17 protein-coding genes are annotated in these 18,013 nt (G+C 58.5%); 4 read left to right on the top strand and 13 right to left on the bottom strand.

Annotation, left to right across the window (positions count from 1 at the left end):
- The first annotated feature begins 195 nt into the window (after nucleotides 1–195).
- The gene (ggt, locus tag ACN28R_RS18310) at nucleotides 196–1,959 is read left to right on the top strand and encodes a gamma-glutamyltransferase (protein ID WP_095835147.1); all 1,764 of its coding nucleotides are present in this window, start codon (nucleotides 196–198) and stop codon (nucleotides 1,957–1,959) included.
- Nucleotides 1,960–2,092: 133 nt separating this feature from the next.
- Here ggt and ACN28R_RS18305 read toward each other — a convergent pair whose 3' ends face one another.
- The 13 genes from ACN28R_RS18305 to ACN28R_RS18245 form a co-directional block, all read right to left on the bottom strand.
- Nucleotides 2,093–3,007, bottom strand: a complete 915-nt coding sequence (locus ACN28R_RS18305) for a polysaccharide deacetylase family protein (protein ID WP_095835146.1) — start codon at nucleotides 3,005–3,007, stop codon at nucleotides 2,093–2,095.
- A 41-nt stretch (nucleotides 3,008–3,048) separates the two neighbouring features.
- Entirely contained in the window at nucleotides 3,049–3,975 is a 927-nt protein-coding gene (locus ACN28R_RS18300) for an ABC transporter permease (RefSeq protein WP_048636722.1), read from the bottom strand.
- Nucleotides 3,975–5,057, bottom strand: coding sequence for an ABC transporter permease (locus tag ACN28R_RS18295; protein ID WP_095835145.1), 1,083 nt, complete (start codon nucleotides 5,055–5,057; stop codon nucleotides 3,975–3,977). Before ACN28R_RS18295 ends, ACN28R_RS18300 begins: the two co-directional genes overlap by 1 nt.
- Nucleotides 5,050–6,570 carry an ABC transporter ATP-binding protein gene (locus tag ACN28R_RS18290; protein ID WP_095835144.1) on the bottom strand — a complete coding sequence of 507 codons (1,521 nt, stop codon included), beginning with the start codon at nucleotides 6,568–6,570 and terminating at the stop codon, nucleotides 5,050–5,052. Before ACN28R_RS18290 ends, ACN28R_RS18295 begins: the two co-directional genes overlap by 8 nt.
- Nucleotides 6,570–7,559, bottom strand: coding sequence for a BMP family protein (locus ACN28R_RS18285; protein WP_095835143.1), 990 nt, complete (start codon nucleotides 7,557–7,559; stop codon nucleotides 6,570–6,572). The genes ACN28R_RS18290 and ACN28R_RS18285 overlap by 1 nt, the downstream gene beginning before the upstream one ends.
- Before the next feature lie 505 nt (nucleotides 7,560–8,064).
- Nucleotides 8,065–8,655 (bottom strand): cupin domain-containing protein, encoded by a 591-nt coding sequence (locus ACN28R_RS18280; protein ID WP_048636718.1) that lies wholly within the window; start codon nucleotides 8,653–8,655, stop codon nucleotides 8,065–8,067.
- 66 nt (nucleotides 8,656–8,721) lie between these two features.
- Complete coding sequence (locus ACN28R_RS18275) at nucleotides 8,722–9,420, bottom strand: DUF1989 domain-containing protein (protein ID WP_048636717.1); 699 nt, start codon at nucleotides 9,418–9,420, stop codon at nucleotides 8,722–8,724.
- Nucleotides 9,417–10,673, bottom strand: a complete 1,257-nt coding sequence (locus tag ACN28R_RS18270; RefSeq protein ID WP_121514193.1) for a M20 family metallo-hydrolase — start codon at nucleotides 10,671–10,673, stop codon at nucleotides 9,417–9,419. Before ACN28R_RS18270 ends, ACN28R_RS18275 begins: the two co-directional genes overlap by 4 nt.
- The gene (locus tag ACN28R_RS18265) at nucleotides 10,663–11,475 is read right to left on the bottom strand and encodes an amino acid ABC transporter ATP-binding protein (RefSeq protein ID WP_095835141.1); all 813 of its coding nucleotides are present in this window, start codon (nucleotides 11,473–11,475) and stop codon (nucleotides 10,663–10,665) included. Before ACN28R_RS18265 ends, ACN28R_RS18270 begins: the two co-directional genes overlap by 11 nt.
- Before the next feature lie 4 nt (nucleotides 11,476–11,479).
- Nucleotides 11,480–12,121, bottom strand: a complete 642-nt coding sequence (locus ACN28R_RS18260; protein ID WP_095835140.1) for an amino acid ABC transporter permease — start codon at nucleotides 12,119–12,121, stop codon at nucleotides 11,480–11,482.
- A complete protein-coding gene (locus tag ACN28R_RS18255) occupies nucleotides 12,118–12,777 on the bottom strand; it encodes an amino acid ABC transporter permease (RefSeq protein WP_048636713.1) in 660 nt (219 codons plus the stop codon). Before ACN28R_RS18255 ends, ACN28R_RS18260 begins: the two co-directional genes overlap by 4 nt.
- Nucleotides 12,778–12,786: 9 nt before the next feature.
- Entirely contained in the window at nucleotides 12,787–13,644 is an 858-nt protein-coding gene (locus ACN28R_RS18250) for a transporter substrate-binding domain-containing protein (RefSeq protein WP_048636712.1), read from the bottom strand.
- 299 nt (nucleotides 13,645–13,943) lie between these two features.
- Nucleotides 13,944–14,846 (bottom strand): LysR family transcriptional regulator, encoded by a 903-nt coding sequence (locus ACN28R_RS18245; protein ID WP_095835139.1) that lies wholly within the window; start codon nucleotides 14,844–14,846, stop codon nucleotides 13,944–13,946.
- Between the two features lie 148 nt (nucleotides 14,847–14,994).
- Between ACN28R_RS18245 and ACN28R_RS18240 the strand changes: the two genes are divergently transcribed.
- From ACN28R_RS18240 to ACN28R_RS18230, 3 genes are all read left to right on the top strand, one after another.
- Nucleotides 14,995–15,615, top strand: a complete 621-nt coding sequence (locus ACN28R_RS18240; RefSeq protein WP_095835138.1) for an NADPH-dependent F420 reductase — start codon at nucleotides 14,995–14,997, stop codon at nucleotides 15,613–15,615.
- 142 nt (nucleotides 15,616–15,757) lie between these two features.
- Entirely contained in the window at nucleotides 15,758–17,497 is a 1,740-nt protein-coding gene (locus tag ACN28R_RS18235; RefSeq protein WP_095835137.1) for an S-type pyocin domain-containing protein, read from the top strand.
- The gene (locus tag ACN28R_RS18230; RefSeq protein WP_048636709.1) at nucleotides 17,494–17,961 is read left to right on the top strand and encodes a DUF6392 family protein; all 468 of its coding nucleotides are present in this window, start codon (nucleotides 17,494–17,496) and stop codon (nucleotides 17,959–17,961) included. The genes ACN28R_RS18235 and ACN28R_RS18230 overlap by 4 nt, the downstream gene beginning before the upstream one ends.
- The last annotated feature ends 52 nt before the right edge of the window (nucleotides 17,962–18,013 follow it).

Here is an 18,013-nt window from a genome sequence, read left to right as displayed (position 1 = left end):
TATTTGTTGTGCGGCTTCACAAAAACGCATCGCGTTTTCGCCATTCTCCCGCCTATTTTCTACGCTTTTACGGTTACCTGCCCGGCAGTGCGCGTGTTTTTTTGCCCAGCGCACTGTTGGCGCGAACTTTGCAGATTCGCAAGAGTAAACCTCGTCACTTTTCAAGCAAAATCAACAGGACTGAAGACGGTTATTATGAAAAAAGGGAAATTGCTCGTGTCGTTGACCGTGACGGCATTGTTGTTCAGCGGAGCGTTGCAGGCGGCGTCCGCCCCGGCGGTGGAAGCGAAAAACGGCATGGTGGTCAGTTCGCAGTATCTGGCTTCGCAGGTCGGGGTCGATATCATGAAGATGGGGGGCAACGCCATTGATGCCGCCGTCGCCGTGGGTTATGCCCAGGCGGTGGTTAACCCCTGCTGCGGCAATATCGGCGGCGGCGGGTTTATGACCATTCATCTGGCGAACGGCAAAGATACATTCATTAACTTTCGTGAAACCGCGCCCGCCGCGGCGAGCGCCGACATGTACCTTGATGCCGAGGGCAACGTGAAGAAAGGCGCCAGCCTGTACGGTTATCTGGCCGCCGGCGTGCCGGGCACGGTGCTGGGGCTGGATACGGCGCAGCAAAAGTACGGCAGGCTGAGCCGCGAACAGGTGATGGCGCCGGCGATCAAGCTGGCGCGCTACGGTTTTGAACTCACCAGGGCGGACACCGACATTCTGGATACCACGGTTGCGCGTTTTAAAAACGATCCGGAATCCGCGCGTATCTTCCTGCGTCCTGACGGTAGCCCGTTGCAGCCCGGCGATAAACTGGTGCAGCGCGATCTGGCGAATACTTTGCAGGCCATTGCCGATAACGGCCCGGACGCTTTCTATAAGGGAAAAATTCCGCTGGCGGTCGAGCAGGCGGCAAAACAGGGCGGCGGTATTCTGACGGCGGCCGACTTCGCCAATTACCACATTACTGAAACCGCGCCGGTGAGTTGTGATTACCGCGGTTATACGTTCGTTTCCTCGCCGCCGCCCAGCTCTGGCGGCATCGCGATATGTGAAATTCTGAATATCGTGGAAGGTTACGATCTCAAAGCCATGGGCTTTAATTCCGCGGCTTCCGTGCATGTGCTGACGGAAGCCATGCGTCACGCCTATATGGATCGCAATACCTATCTGGGCGATCCGGAATTTGTGCGCAACCCGGTGAATCGCCTGTTAAGTAAAGATTACGCTGCGGAAATCCGCAGTAAAATCGAGCCGGAGAACGCCACGCCGTCGCGGCAGGTGGAGCCGGGGATCGGACCGCATGAGAAACCGGAAACCACCCACTATTCGATTGTTGATAATCAGGGAAACGCCGTTTCCACCACCTATACGGTCAACGGCCGCTTTGGCGCGGTGGTCATTGCGCCGGGCACCGGCTTCTTCCTCAACGACGAAATGGATGATTTCACCACCAAAGTCGGGGAGAAAAACCTGTACGGACTGGTGCAGGGAGAGCGTAACTCCATCGCCCCCGGTAAGCGCCCGCTATCATCCATGAGCCCGTCGCTGGTGACGAAAGACGGAAAAGTATTCATGGTGCTCGGTTCGCCGGGCGGTTCGCGCATTATCTCGATTACGCTGCAAACGGCGCTGAATGTCATCGACCACGGCATGGCGCCGCAGGAGGCGGTTGACGCGCCGCGCATCCACCATCAGTGGTTGCCGGATGAGGTCTATTACGAACAACGCGGCCTGTCGGCGGATACGCTGGCGTTGCTGAAACTGCGGGGGTACAAGATGGTCGAGCAAACGCCCTGGGGCGCGGCAGAGCTGATTCTGGTCGGCTTGCCAGGCGTGGCGGGGGTGACGCCCGCCAATTCCGGCAATGACTCCGCGCTATCCGGCAAAGTGCGCGAAGGCTATCTGTACGGCGCCAACGACATCCGCCGTCCGGCGGGAGCCGCCATCGGTTATTGATTCAATGTGAGGACGGGGCGCCCCTGTGGGGCTAAGGGATGCCTACAAAATCAATGTCAACAAACCAGTGCCATCCTTCGGTTGGCGCCGGCTCGTAGCCCAAAGCCCAATTGCGGCGCGGATTGATCTCGCATCAGAACCTGTCGTAGGTGACCGGCCCCGGATAGGGCGGCATGGATTCCTCGCGTAGCGGCGCCTGTCCCGCGGCATGGATCTGGTTCACGTGGGCGGCGATCTCTTCAAGCGTCGCGAACCATACGCCGCCGCGCGACTGCATATATTCAATAAAACGCACCGTTTCATGCCAGCGGGCCAGCCGTCCGGTGACGAACGGGTGCCACACCGCCACCAGCAGACCGCCGTACTCCCACATGGCGTCGAATTCGGCCTTATACACGCCGATCGCCTCCTGCGGCGAGCGGATCGGCATCACGTAGTCGATATCGCTCATATGCACATACGGCGGCCAGTCGTCCATCGCCCAATGGGTGGGCAGCTCCACCAGATGCCCTTTGTTACCGCGCAGCAGATAAGGCATGTCGTCTCCCATCAGCGAGGCATCGTACTGAAACCCTTCTTCTATCAGTAGATCCGTGGTGGCCGGGGAAAAGTTATACAGCGGAGCGCGAAAGCCGCGCGGACGTTTTCCGGTGTGGCGTTCGATAATCTCAATGGATTTGCGCAGCCAGAAACGTTCTTCGGCTTCGCTAAGCTCGTTGACGTGTTCATGGATATAGCCATGGTGGCCGACCTCATGGCCGTCGCTGACGATGGCTTCCACCATCTGCGGATAACGCTCAATGCACCACGCCGGCACGAAGAACGTCTGCTTAAGACCCAGTTCGCGGTACGTTTGCAGGATCCTCGGCACGCCGACCTGCGGATCGTATTGCAGGGTTGAAAGCGTGCTGACCCGCTTATAGCTGTCGGCCGGACGTTGCAGATGGAGAAAGCTGTCCACGTCCACATCAAAGGTGATCGCCACGGCGCAGCGCGCGCCGTTGGGCCACGGAATGGGGTTTTTGATCATACTGTGTTTTGTTGTCATAGCATTGCCTGGCGATAAAGTGAAAAAAAAGGGCGCGAGCGTTATTTTCCCCCGCGCTGGTAATGTTCTCCGGCGGCGGCGGGCGGCTTGATTTTCCCGGCAAAGATAATCAGCGCACCGATCGACGCGACATAGGGCAGAACGACGAACAGTTGATAGGGTACGTCAGGATGGCTGAATTGCAGCCGCAGTTGGAGCGCATCCGCCAGCCCGAACAACAAGCAGGCCGCCACGGCGCCGATCGGGTGCCAGCGGCCCAGTATCAGCGCGGCCAGTGCGATAAAGCCTTTGCCGGCGCTCATGTGTTCCGTAAACATAAACACCTGCGATAGCACCAGGTAGCATCCGCCCAGACCGGCGATAGCGCCGGATCCGATCACGCTGATAAAACGAATACCAAATACCGACAGGCCGGCGCTGTCCACCGCCCGCGGGTACTCGCCGGTGGCGCGCAGATTCAGCCCCCAGGAGGTATGGAATAACAGCCACCAGGCCAGCGGCACCAGCGCATACATCAGATACAGTAGCGCATCCTGATTGAACAACAGGTTCCCCACCACCGGCAGCGAGGAGAGTCCGGGAATGGCGACGGCGGTAAAGCCCGTCAGGCTGTCGGACGCGCCCTGACCGCTGAACACGATGCGCGAGAGAAAGGCGGTGATGCCGATAACGAACATGTTGATGGCGATGCCCGCCACCATCTGATTGATTGACAGCCAGACGGTCATCACCGCGAGCAGCAGGCCGGTCAGCCCGGCGGCGAACAGGCCGACCGCCAGTCCGGCCCAGGCGCTGTGGAAGTAGAAGCTGCCCAACGCCGCGCCGAAAGCGCCGCTGAGCAGACTGCCTTCCAGCGCCAGATTGAACACGCCGGCGCGCTCCGACCAGATGCCGCCCAGCGCGGCGAAGATCAGCGGTACGGACAGGCGTAACCCGGTTGAGACGATCGCGAGATAGGTGGCATCCATCACTTTTGACTCCGGGATGAAAGGGAAGAAAGAATCGGCGGATTAACGGCGGCAGGCGGTTTTTGCTGTCTGATCTTCCAGATGAGACCGGCGGCGACAAAGATAACGATAAGGCCGCGCAAGGCTTCGATCGCCGTGACATCCAGGCCGATGGCCCGTTGCATATACTGCGCCCCGGTGCTTAAGCCGGACAGGAAAAAGGCGGATAGCGTGGCGAACAGCGGATTAAGGCTGGCCATAAACGCCACCACGATGCCGTCATAGCCATAGCCGGGGCTGAACAGGTGATACAGCCGGTATTTGACGCCGACGACCTCTATCGCCCCCGCCAGCCCGGCCACCGCGCCGCCGGCGATCATGCTGCCGATTAAATGCCGTTTGATGGACATGCCGGCATAGTGCGCCGCTTTCGGGCTTTTGCCGACCGCCGCCATGGAAAAGCCGACGGTGGTGTAGCGTAAAACCCAAAACACCAACAGGCTCAGCGCGACGGCGATGAACACGCCGATATGCGTATCGGTCTGCGGCAGGAAAATCGGCAGCCACAGGCTTTCACTGATTTCGTAAGAGTAAGGGTAGGGCGCGCCTGCCTGCATCATCGGGCCGCCGGCGAAATAGCTGACGATATTGATGCCGACATAGTTCATCAGCAGCGTCACTATCACCTCGTTGATGCCGCGGGCGGCGCGCAGGTAGCCGGGGATCGCGCCCCACAGCCCGCCGCCCAGCATGCCGGCCAGCAGGCACAGCAGCAGATGCAGCCAGGCGGGCGCCGCCGGCAGATAAAGCGCGACGGCCGCCGCCGCCAGCCCGCCGATATAGATCTGCCCTTCGCCGCCCACGTTCAACAAGCCGCAACGCATCGGAATGATGACCGCCAGCCCGGCCAGCAGCATAGGACTCATTTTGGTCAGCGTATCGGCCAGGCCGTAGTAGTCGAAAAACGCCCCCTGAAACAGCGCGTGATAGGCGTAGATGGGGCTGTGGCCGGTCGCCAGAATCAGCAACGAGCCGACGGCAAACGCCGCCAGCACGGCCAGTACCATGCGTAAACCGTAGAGTATCTGCCGTAGATTAGTCATGGTTGACGCCCTCCACCACATCGCTGGTCATCAGTTCGCCGATGCGTGCCGTGGTCGCCTCGGCGCGCGTCAACATACCGGTAAGCTGGCCGGCGCACATTACGCCGATACGATCGGAAATGACCATGATTTCATCCAGTTCGGTCGAGATATACAGTATCGCCTTGCCCTGCATACGCTGTTCGCGCACCACGCGCTGTACGGCTTCGACGGCGCCGACGTCGAGTCCTTTGCATGGCTGCATCACCACCAGCAGCGCCGGATCGCATTCCACTTCGCGGGCAAAGATTAACTTCTGTTGATTACCGCCGGACAGAAAGCGCACCTTCTGATTCACCGTATGCATGCGGATATCGTATTTTTCGCACCAGCTACGGGTGATTTCCTGAGCCGTATGGGCGTCGATCAATCCGTTGCGGGCAAAGGGCGCGCGCCGGGCGTCGCGCAGCATGGCGTTCTGCCACAGGGAGAAATCCAGCACCAAACCGGTGCTATGGCGATCTTCCGGGACGTAGGCCACGTTGAAACGCTGCCGGCGTGCGCCGACGTCATGGCCCAGCATCGATTCTCCGCGCACGCTGATATCGCCGGAGGTGGGCTGGCGCAGACCGGTAATGGTTTCGGCCAGCTCCGACTGGCCGTTGCCGTCGACGCCGGCGATACCCAGCACTTCGCCCGCGCGGATCTGGAACGAGATATCGCGCAGCGCGGCTATTCCCCGATCGTTGTTGGCGCAGAGCGACGAAACCGTCAGCACCACCTCGCCCGGCGGCGTCGGCGGCAGCGCGGGCGGCTTGGGTAGCTCGCGGCCGACCATCAGCCGGGAAACCGCCTGCGGGGTGGTCTCGGCAATCTCCGCATTTCCCACGACTCTGCCGCGCCGCAGCACCGTCACCCGGTCGCAGACCCGGAATACTTCGTCCAGCTTGTGGGTGATGAACAGCATGGTTTTTCCCATGCCGCGCAGCCTGTCCAGGATCTGCAAAAACGCGTCTATCTCTTCGGGGCCGAGAACGCTGCTGGGTTCGTCGAGGATAAGCAGGTCGACGTTGCGATAGAGCGCCTTGAGGATCTCGACCCGTTGGCGCATGCCGATAGGTAACTGCCATATCGGCAGATCGGGATCGATGTCCAGGCCCACCTGTTCGCTCAGGTCGATAAGTTTGCGGCGGTGTTCCGCCAGCCGCAATCGCAGCCCGCCGGAGGCGCCGAGGATCACGTTTTCCAGCACGGTCAGGTTATCCACCAGCATGAAGTGCTGGTGGATCATCCCGACGCCGTTTTCCAGCGCCTGCTTGGGCGAGGAGGCTCTCAGCGGGGCGCCTGCCAGGCTGATCTGCCCGCCGTCGGGCTGGTACAGACCGTACAGGATATTCATCAGCGTGGTTTTACCGGCGCCGTTTTCACCCAGCAGCGCATGGATGCTGCCCTTGCCAACGTGAAGCGAAACCGTATCCAGCGCGGTGAAATCGCCGAAGCGTTTGCTCAGGCCGTCAATGCGCAGGTAATCCATTATGGCTGAGCCGCCGCGGCATTGCGTTGCTTGATCTCCTCAATCAGCGCGGCAACCTCGGTTTTGGTCTGCTCCGATACGCCCTTGCCGTAGCTGCCCAGGCGGAACGCCGCCGGCGTCTCGAAGCCGTAGACATAGGTCTTGCCCGCCAGCGGCGCTTTCTGGGCCTGCGTCAGAATCGCCAACAGCGCGCCGCGCATATCCAGCACCGCGGATTGCAGCAGATTATCCGGCCAGTCCTGCAGCGCATCATAGTAAATGCCGAAACCCTGCTTATTTTTCTCTCTTATCGCCTGAAGGCTGCCAAGCACCGCGTTATCCATGGTCGGGAACAGGGCGTCCGCCTGCTGGTCAATCAGGTTCAGCGCCGCTTCTTTGCCTTTCGCCAGATCGTCCCAGTCGTTGGTCCAGGCGCTTAACACCTTGCCGTCCGGGCGGGCGGCGGTAAAGCCCTCGACAAAACCGTCGTTCAGGTCGGTGTAGGCTTTGATTTTCTGCGCGCCGATAAAACCGCCGACGCCGGTTTGCGAGCTTTTACCGCCGATATAACCGATGACATAGCCCATATCTTTCATGTCAAACGCCAGCGTGGAGACGTTACCGCCGCTTTTCGTCCCGTTGACGATCAGGAACTGCGTGTTGGCATTGCGTCTGGCGACCCGGTCAACCGCGTCCTGAAACTCGCCGCCGTGACCGATCACGATGTCGTAGCCGCGGCGGGCGTAGTCTGACAAGGCCTGCGCCTGATCGGGCTGGGGCACTTTCTCGCTGTAGGCGACTTCGATGTCCAGCGCTTTGCCCGCCTGCATCACGCCTTCATAGCCGGATTGATTAAACGAATGGTCGGTGATATTACCGGCCATCACGATGGCCACTTTCAACGGTTGCGCGTTGACCAGGCTGGCGTAAGCCAGCGTTATCGAAACCGCGGCGACGGCCGCTATCCGATGGAGTACGGTAAAGGGACGCGGGGTAAGCAAGGTGGCCATCTTTATTCTCCTATTCAATTAAATTAACTTTCTTTCAAGTAACTTGATTTTTATTAAAGCAAATTTCATGCCTGCTTTTTGTTTGTGGCTAAAGAAAGGAGAAACAGAGGCTGGGATGCGTGGTTCGGCTATGGCGTCGAAGAGGGGGAAAACAGCGTTTGAGCCGCGCCGGCCGGGCCTTCGCCGTGATTCGTGATGGTGGAGAAACGGAAAAGGCGGCGGATAAAACCGTGCGTATTTTCCGTTCATTTTCCGTTCGCCGAGCCGCAGTCGCCCTAATGCGGCGGGCCGCCGGAATAAGCTGTGCAGAAATGGAGCAGGTTGTTGAGATTTCGCACTAAAAAAGGTCAAGGATTCATCATGCGACACGACGCGGCGAACGGATTAAACGCAGCCTGGCGGGCGTTATACCGTATGCCGTGGCCGTTAAACCTAAACCAGCGCCGGTATTACGCGCTGGCCGCGGTATGGCATCGGCCAGGCTGGAAGGGAGAAAATACGCGATTCAAAAGGTGACCGGGGTATTGACCCACAGCACGTGGGCGGCCGTTTTACCAATATTGCAATAGCCGTGGGGGATGTGGCTGGGAAAATAGAAGGAGTCTCCGGCGGTTAAACGGTGGGTGTCCTCCCCCAGATACAATTCGATATCGCCGGATATCACATATCCCATCTCTTCGCCGTGGTGTTCAATCAGGCCATCGCTGGCAACGCCCGGCTCAATAATGTGGATATTCCCCTGCAGCAAGCCGCCTTTATGGTTGTGCGTCAGGTTTTCCAGTTCAATGCCGCCCTGTTTATTTCGTTGCAGGAAACGTTTTCGCCGCCGCTGTTCCGGCTTAAGCACCGGTGAGTCCGCGACCCAGTTTTCAGCCATCAGGTCTGAAATATTGGTTTCCAGCGAGTGGGCCAGGCGGTGCAGCATGGCCAGAGACGGCGTCGCCACCTCGTTTTCCAATTTAGACAGCAGGCTTTCAGAGCACTCCACCTTCTTCGCCAGCTGTTTTAACGTCATTTCCTGCGCCAGCCGGGCGTGCCGTAGCCGCATGCCCAGATTGGATAATACAGTATTGCCGGTATCGCCGTTTTTTTTCATAACGAGTTGTCGATTGTGAAAGTAAGCGCTGCTCGTCGTCCGCCTGACAACGGGCAGCATGGCTGATTAGTCAATTACACTAAAATGAATTGGCTGAGGATTACAACCATTGATTGGCACGATGTCCTGCGGACAGGCGGACATGACCACGATGCAATCTAATTCGGCACGGATCTCTACATAATCGCCCGCTTTGCTGACGGTAGGCAGCCAGGAGATGGTGTAATCGGGGTTGACCGGGGTATTCATCCACAGGTTCAGCGGCTGCGGCACTTCGCGGGCGCGCAGGCCGATGGCGTTGAGCGCCAGGCGCATGTTGTCGGCGCAACTGTCGTGGTATTCGGTGATCCCCATATTGCTGTAACGGAACAGATCGCAGGCGGCAATCATGGTGTCGTGAATGCCCGGCGAAGTATCGGTCAGCAGCGTGCCGATCGGACGGCGATGGTTGGTGACCAAGACATCGCCCGGTTGGGGGATGATTTTGTCAATGAACGCGCGCGTGTGTTCCATGGAGGAGAACTCGCTCAGATCGTCGCTGTTGAACAGCCAGGTATCGCACACCTGGCTTCCCGGCGTGTTGATAATGCGGATAACCTGCCCCTTTTGCAGACGCACGGCGCGGCCGCAGCGGGCCGGTACGGTGTAAAGTTCACCGGGCGTCGGCGTGCCGTCGGCGGAAATCGGCGAGGTGGCGGTGGCATTGGTGCCGAGTGCGGTGCCGTTATCTTTTTCACAGCAGGCAGGGTAGTTGATCGTGCTCATGAATTGACTCCTGTTAATGGGTTTGCCAGTTCTGTCAGACAGCAGGCGAGGGCTCTGGCGCCAAGCCAGAGCGAATGGGGATCGGTATATTCAGCCGGGTTATGGCTGACGCCGTTACGGCTTGGAACGAAAAACATGCTGGTCGGGCAGTGCTGGGCCAGATACATCGCGTCGTGAAACGCGCCTGAAACGAGTTTAGCGGTCGGGATATCCAGCGCGTCGCAGCACGCCTGTTGCTGCGCCAGCAGATGCGCATCGAACGCGATCGGCGGCTGGCGCAGCGATGGGGTAACAATCACATTGTCGGCGGCAAGCCCCGCTATCAGCGCATCAAAGCGGGTTAACGCATCGTCGTCGGGGGAGCGGAAATCGATGGTGAAGCTGACTTCGCCCGCCACGGTGTTGATGGCGTTGGGAGCCACCCGCCAGCAGCCGAAGGTTAAGCGCAACTGGTCGGCCGGTACATCGGCCACGGCGCGTTCGATGCGATCCGTCAGACGGCGCGCCAGCGTCATGGCGTCTGCGCGGCGGTTCATCGGCGTGGTGCCGGCGTGGGCGCTCTGGCCGACGCAGCGGATCTGATACCATCTGACGCCCTGAATGCCCTGTACGGTCGCCAGCGACAGCCCGGCCTGTTCCAACACCGGCCCCTGTTCGATATGCAGCTCGATAAATGCCGCCATCGGGTATTTAACGCGGCGCGGCAGATCGGCAAAGCGGCGGTGGCAGTTGGTCAGCGCCGCGCTGACGGTGACGCCGTCCCGATCCTGGTTATCCAGATAGCCGGCCAGACAGTCTGGATTAACGAAGGCGCTGGAGCCCATCGCGCCGGGGGCGAAGCGGCTGCCTTCCTCGTTGGTCCAGACCACCACTTCCAGCGGCCTTTGGGTCGTTATCCCGGCTTCATTAAGCGCGCTCAGACACTCGATGCCCGCCATCACGCCGTAGCATCCGTCCAGATTGCCGCCGCTCGGCTGGGTATCAATGTGACTGCCGGTAACTACCGGCGGCAGATCCTGCATTCCCGCGCGGCGAATAAACAGATTGGCGCACGCATCGGTGGACACCTCGCAGCCCAGCGATAGCGCCAGTTCGATCAGCCAGGCGCGTGCGTCAAGATCGTCGGCGGAGAGCGCCTGCCGATTTACCCCGCCGGAAGGCAGCGCGCCGAAGCGGGCCAACGCGGCCAGATTGTTGAGTAAACGCGCCTGACTGACGCCGTTCGCGGCTCGCTTTCCTTGTTCACTGACCATCGGCGCATCCTGATTCATCTAATTGTAAAGGGCGCTGAAACCACGGCGCGAGAAAGGCCCGCAGGCGTTCGGTTTGCGGATTACGGAACAGCGCAGCGGGCGGCCCGCTTTCCACCACGCCGCCGTCAGCCATAAAAACGATGCGCGACGAAATATGGGCGGCAAACGACATTTCATGGGTCACCATCACCATGGTGATGCCTTTCTGCGCCAGCGCTTTGATCACATCCAGCACCTCTTCGACCCGTTCGGGATCGAGCGCCGACGTCGGCTCGTCCAGCAACAGCAGTTCCGGCTCCAGCGCCAGCGCGCGGGCAATGCCTACGCGCTGCTGTTGCCCGCCCGACAGCCGGGATGGCCAGGCGGCGGCTTTTTCGCTCATGCCGACCTGCGCCAGCGCGGCGGCGGCCCGTTGCCGCGCTTCCTGACGCGATAATTTTTTCCCCAGCACCAGCGGCGCGGTTACGTTCTCCAGCACGGTCATATGCGGCCAAAGGTTGAACTGCTGAAACACCATGGCCAGCGGGCGGCGGACTTCCGCAATTAGCGCCGGGCTATCACGATGCCGCGGTTCGCGCCCCGGCCCGCTGTAGCCCAATAGCTGGCCTTTAATCCAGATTTCGCCTTCGTCATAGGCTTCCAGAAAGTTCATGCAGCGTAAGGCGGTGGTTTTCCCTGAGCCAGACGGGCCAATCAGCGTGACGATCTCGCCCGCGCTGACGGCCAGATTGATATCTTTCAGCACCCGGTTGCCATCAAATGACTTGCCGACGCCGCGCAGTTCGATAAGCGTTTCTGCCATAGGGTTATCCTTTCGAGGTTTGCCAGCGGCTGAGCAGGCGAACGCTCAGACTGACGCCCTGCGCCAGCAGCCAGTAGCTCAGAATCAGCAAGGCGTAGGGCAGGACATAGGTATAGGTATTCGCGACGATCTGTCCCGTCGTCATGGTGAGTTCGGGAACGGTGATCACCGATGCCACCGCGCTCTCTTTTATGGTCAGAATGAACTGATTGCCGAGCATCGGCAGGCTGAAGCGCATCGCCTGCGGCGTTTGGATATGCCAGAAGCTCTGCCACGGCGAAATATTATGCGCCGCCGCCGCTTCCAACTGGCCGCGGGCAATGCTTTGCCAACTGGCGCGGAAGATCTCGCTGAAGTAGGCGGCGCTGTACAAGGTCAGCGATAAAATGGTGGCCTCGACGGCGCTCAGCATGACGCCGACCGACGGCAGACCGAAGTAAATGACCGCCAACTGCGCCAGATAGGGCGTGCCGCGAATCACCCAGACATAGAACCGCCATGCGGCATAGAGCCATGCTTGTCTGCGGCACACCGCGTGCAGTAAGAAACCGAGCAGCGCGCCGAATGCGGCGGAGCAGGCGCTGATCCACAGCGTAACGCCCATCGCGCGCAGGTAGTCGGGTAAGTAGAGAAGCAGCTCGTTCATGTTCTTTCCTTAACCCAACGGCGTTCAAAATAGCGGCCCGCCAGCGCCAGCAGGCTGGTGAGCAGCAGGTAGACCAGCGCCGTGGCGATATAAACCCGCAAAGGCTGATAGGTTGCCGAGGCCAGTTGCTGGCCTACCCGCATCAGATCGGTGATGGCGATAATCGACACCACGGCGGAGGCTTTCACCACGTCGATCAACTCGGAGATCAGCGACGGCAGCGTCAGGCGCAGCACCTGCGGCACCTGAATGCGCCACAGGGTTTGGCGGGCGCTCAGACCGCAGATCGCCGCGGCCTCCAGTTGACCGGGCGGGATGGCGGCAAAACCGCTGCGCAGGATTTGCGATTGATAGGCGGCGGTATTCAGCGTCAGGGCTAAAGCGGCGGCGAGATAGCTGGAAATTTCCAGCCCCAGTTCGCCGGGTAAATAAAAGCACAGTAACATCTGCGCCAGTACCGGCGTGCCGCGAAACAGGCTGACCCAGGCGCCGGCGATCCCCCGGCAGAGCCGCAGCCGGCTGCGCTCCATCAGGTGGATGCCCACTCCGACGAAGAAACCGGCGACGATAGCGGTCAGGCACAACGATGCCGTGGTGACGGCGCCGTTGAGCAGAACCGGGGACCAGGAGAGGAACTGTGCGTAAAAGTCCGCCATGCGTCTCCCTTACAGACTCGGCTCAGGCATTTGATCCGCCGGAACGGTCATCGTGAAGCCAAACCATTTCTCCTGTAGCGCTTTCATCGTGCCGTCGCGGTTGGCTTCGGCAATGCCGTCGCTGAACATTTTTACCAGTCTGGCGCTGTCTTCGTCTTTACGGCCTACCCAGCCGAAGTAGGTGGTAGGGCCAAGCATCGGTTGCAGTGTGTTGAAGATGCCGGGGCGGCTTTTGATCAGCGGGCCGAGATTCGCCAACGACTGTGCGACGCCGTCAAGACGGCGGTTCGCCAAATCCGCATAGGCCTCATCGAAGGAGACGTACTGTTTAATTTCTTTGATGCCGGGCTTGCCGCTGGCTTTTAATTGCTGGTTAAACGACTGCAAAATCTGCAACTGGCCGGAGCCGGCCTGTGAACCGACCACTTTGCCGTTGAGATCGTCCAGCGAGGTGATGGAGGTATCATTTTCGCGCTTAAGCAGGGCGACGGTGGATTCGGCTATCGGCACCGTAAAGGCAAAATGGGCGACGCGCTGTTTATTCACGGTGACGGCGGTCACCACGAAATCAAACTTTTTCGCGTCCAGCCCCGGCAGAATGCCCTGAAACGGCAGGTCCAACTGCTTCACCTTCACGTCCGGCAGCTGTTTTTGCAGAATATGGTTCATCAGGTCAACATCGTAACCGACGATTTTCCCGTCCTGCACGAACTCAAACGGGGCATAACGGGCTTCGGTGGCGATGGTAATGGTTTTATTGGCGCTTATCCTATCCAGCAGGTCGGCACTGTGAACGGGAAAGGCAAGGGCGCTGGCCACACACAGTGCGGACGCGCAAAAGGCGGTGGTGAACTTGCGTCGTATCATAGTATTCCCCTGGTGAAAGTGGCATTCATTTTATTCAAGTAACTTGCATGAAATTACATAAGCATGATGCGTGCCAGTCTGTCAAATTGGGAAATAGAATGAGGAGATAATCATTATCTTATTGTTAATAAAGTAAAAATTAATAAGTTATGGAAAAGCGCCAGAGGCGTAAATCGTTAGCACAGGGGATAAACGTTATCCCCTTTGCCTGGCGGTAGTGCGCCATTGCCCCTTTATTGTGCAGAAAAAATGGTGATAAAGACGGATCTGCCGGACGGCCAGGTGGGACGCGGCGTCGGCTATGCCTGCGGGTGAGGACTAAATTCCCGCATGATGAAATCGACAAAGGTGCGCAGGCGCGACGACAGATGGCGTTCGCCGTGAAACAGCAGATGCATCGGACGTGAAGGCGTTTCATAGTCCGGCAAGATACGCACCAAATCCCCGCGCGCCAGCGCCTCGTTCAGCAAGACTTCCGCGCCCAATACAATGCCGAAGCCTTCCAGCGCGGCGCTGAGCATCGCTTTGCTATCGTTGATTTGCAGGCGGCTATTGATATGCACATGCTCGGTTTTGCCCTCTTTGGCGAAGACCCAGTTTCCGGTTGGCTTATTCGCCCAGTAGGTAAATCCCAGACACTCATGCTCCAGCAGATCCGCCGGCTTGAGCGGCATGCCCCGTTCGGCAAGATAGGCGGGTGAGGCGCAGGCCACGCAGCGGTAAGGCATCAACTCGCGCGCAATCAGCGAGGAATCATCAAGCCGACCGATCCGCAGCACGGCTTCATAGCCATCCTCCAATAAATCGACAAACTGATCCGAGAGCGTCAGCTCCACCTGAACCTGCGGATATTGCCGCATATAGCGGGTGACGGCGGGCATCAGGCTACAGGCGCCGAAAGTGACGGGCGCATTGACCCGCAACAGCCCGGCGGGTTCGGCATGAATTGACGCCATCAGCCGATCGGCGTCTTCCGCTTCTTGTAAAACCCGTTTACAGCTCTGATAGTACAGGCGCCCGGCCTCGGTCAGACTCTGGCGGCGGGTGGTGCGGTGCAGCAACGTGCTGCCGACCTGCGTTTCCAGCGTCAATACATGCTTACCCACCATCTGCGGCGAAAGATTAAGCGCGTTGCCCGCCGCGGCAAACGAACCGCAGTCGACGGCCTTAATAAAAACCGCCATGCTGGTGAGTCTGTCCATTACGTTTCCTCCGCTAACGATGCCCGATTAGAAACTTATCGTTTCATCTGTCGTAAAGAAAGGCCTATTTATCCGTTATTCGTAATCAAATATTGTCATTACACCCACCGATCGTGGATTTATCGACCGTATTTATCAGAGGTGAGAAATGAACATTGGAATAATTGGCGCAGGGTTTATTGGCCGCGGCGTGGCCGAACTGGCGATAAAAGCGGGGCATAAGGTGATGCTGAGCAACTCTCGCGGCCCGGAAACGATTTTCAGCACGTTGCGTACGTTGAAATGCGAAGGCGGCACGGTAGAGCAGGCTGCCGCATTTGGCGATCTGGTGCTGGTGGCGATCCCGTTTAACCAGTTGAAGACGTTGCCTGCCGATGCCCTGCAGGGAAAAGTGGTAATGGACGCCAACAATTACTACCCGGATCGGGACGGACGCTATCCGCAGCTCGACAACCATGAAACCACCACCAGCGAAATGTTGGCGCTAATGCTGCCGGGGGCGAAAGTGGTGAAAGCGTTTAATGCCATCTATGCCAAAGATCTGCTGAACGACGCCAGAACCGCGGGAGCAGCCGATCGCCGCGCGCTGCCGATTGCCGGCGATGACGCGCAGGCGAAGCGGCAGGTCGCCGAATTTTTGCATCAGATCGGTTTTGATAGCGTGGATGCCGGCGCGCTCGCGCAAGGCTGGCGTTTTGAACGCGATACGCCCTGCTATTGCGTGCCGTTGAATAAAACGCAACTGGTGGCGAAACTGGCGCAGGCGTGAGCCATTAACCGCGTTTGATATCGCGTGGGGATGGGATGCCCCGCGCACCAGGCCCGTTTCGGGGGCTGACGATCAGTTTTTGGTCAAGTCATGATTCCTGTATAATGCGCTGGTTTTATAAGCATTTAATTCATGAGGGATCATGTCAAGACAACTAGCGAAGTTGGGCGATAAAACGACCAGCGGCGGGCAGATAATCAGCGCCACATCCGGTTTCAGTGATAACGGGATCTCGTTGGTCATGACCGGTGATATGGCGCTGTGTCCGAAATGTAAAGGCGCTTTCCAGATAATGGGAACAGCCATCCACTGGAGTTCGATAGGGAAAACCCATGTGGCAACCGGTGACCGGGTGCTGTGCCGCTGCCCCAATAATCAGGTTATTGCCAATACGAGCTACTGGGTGGAAGACCTGCCGAAAGATCCGTTCGGCACACAGGCGAAGCTGGCCGCTTCTCCTCCTGCCCCGGCTGTTCAGCCCGCGCCGGTAAAACCGGTTCCTCCGCCGGTGTTTGCGAAATCTTGTCTGCGTGGCGCCGGATGCAACGATGCCGGAACGACCGAAGAACCGCAGGAAAACTTTGCGACGATGAGTTTTTATCAGTCGCTGCCTTTTTCCCCTTCCACATCCTCCACGCCATCACCGACAGCAGACAGTGAAACAGTGCAGTATGCACAGACGGCGAAGAAGAAACAGCCAGCGACCGGGAAGGCGGAAGCCGCAGCGCCTGAGAAGAAAAAATCCCTGTTCGATAAGGTGACAGGCTTCTTCTTCGGCGAGGCCGAAGCGATGCCCCTGCCGCCCCCGCCGGTGGTGATGGGCGGTAGCGCGCAAGCCGGGATGGCAGCCTCTGCCGGAGGCGCGATGGGCAAAGCGAATCAGGATGCGGCACAGGCGCTGACGCACCGGATGAAGCACCTTTCCGGGCCGAAGGTGTGGCAGGGGCGCATTGCGATGAACCTGCCGTTCGTGGTGATGGGGGTAGTGCTACAGTCGATGCTGAAGGGCGAGAAAAGCGATCTGCTGACGGCGGATAATCTGCTGGCCGTAGCCGGTCGTAAGGGAACGGTGCCGACGCGGGTTCGCTACCGCTGGGAGGACGACCTGGAAACGGGGCGGCTGAAAGCCGTGGGGTATCACACTGGGCCGGACAGCGGGCGCGATCGGGTGAAAGTGCGGCTGCTGGAGAAAAACCTCAGTGGCGGCTATGAGTTCTGGGAAGACGGAGAACTGAGCAAACCGCTGATCACCTGGACACCGGCGGATGCGCCGGGCAGCAGCGATGCCGAAGGCTGGCATACCGGGAATGATTCGGCCCCGGTTGGCACGGTGACGGTGACGGTACCGGGGCTGGAATATCCGGATACGCACGATGTGAGGGTAACAACAACGCCCGCGCCGGAGGAGAAGGACTTCCGGGACTACATTCTGGTGTTTCCGGGAAACGTGCATCCTCCGATCTACGTGTACCTGAGCAAGCCGCCGGTGGAATTCCTGGAGGTGAAGCCGTATCGTGATTTTAACGGACGCACACGACAGAGGCTTTATCATGTGGATCATATGCCGTCACGGCAGGCCGTGGTTTTGTATCTGAAACGAGAGTTTCCAGATATTCATCCTGACAAAATTAAGGCTATGGTGGATCAGGTAGCAGCTATTGCTGTTCCAGAGAAGGTTCATCGTCAGGATAGCGCGACCTATGGCGGACGGAATCGCTCACAGATGGGGCCAGACTCGCACAATCTGCGAGCGGCCATCGACAAGGACTTTGACCAAATCAAACCGGTGCTGATGCAGGATTATGGTGCGACAGAGGCCGCGCTGGAAGCAGCAAGAAAAGAGATGCACAGGATTAATACTGAACTGGGGTTATACAAATGACGGTGAATATTGAAGCATTGATATGCAGTCTGGAAAAGCCCTGGCAGGCTATCCGCGATGCGGGAATTATTACGTATAAAACCCCGCCGCAGGGGACGCAGTGCGATCCTTACCTGACTCTGGAAATGAAAAAAGAAGGTCTTTTTTTAACGTTTGATAATGACGCTAATAAGTCTCTTAGTGAGATAGTGTTAAAGCTGAAAACAGAAAAAAAAGACTGGGTTTTCCCTAATGAGTTACCTTCTCCACTTCAACAAAATATGTCCCGCAGATGGGTCCATGAGACTTTTGGCGACCCTGATAAAAGTAATCCGCCAAAAGTTGTTTTAAAGATGGAAATTGGCTGGATTGAGCGTTTTACGGTCGAGGATTTTCATATTCCGCTGACGATGTGTGTTTATTACGACATGGGTGAAATGGTCGAGGCTGTAACATTCCTTCCCACCTCAAGACTGAGGTGGTGATTTGATGCCAGAAAGAAGGATCTTCTTGAGATCCTTTTTTCTGAGCGCCAGG

Source organism: Brenneria goodwinii, from assembly GCF_002291445.1.
GTDB classification, from domain to species: domain Bacteria; phylum Pseudomonadota; class Gammaproteobacteria; order Enterobacterales; family Enterobacteriaceae; genus Brenneria; species Brenneria goodwinii.
Note: the sequence above shows the minus strand (reverse complement) of the source record. Positions and strands in the feature narration are given on the sequence as shown.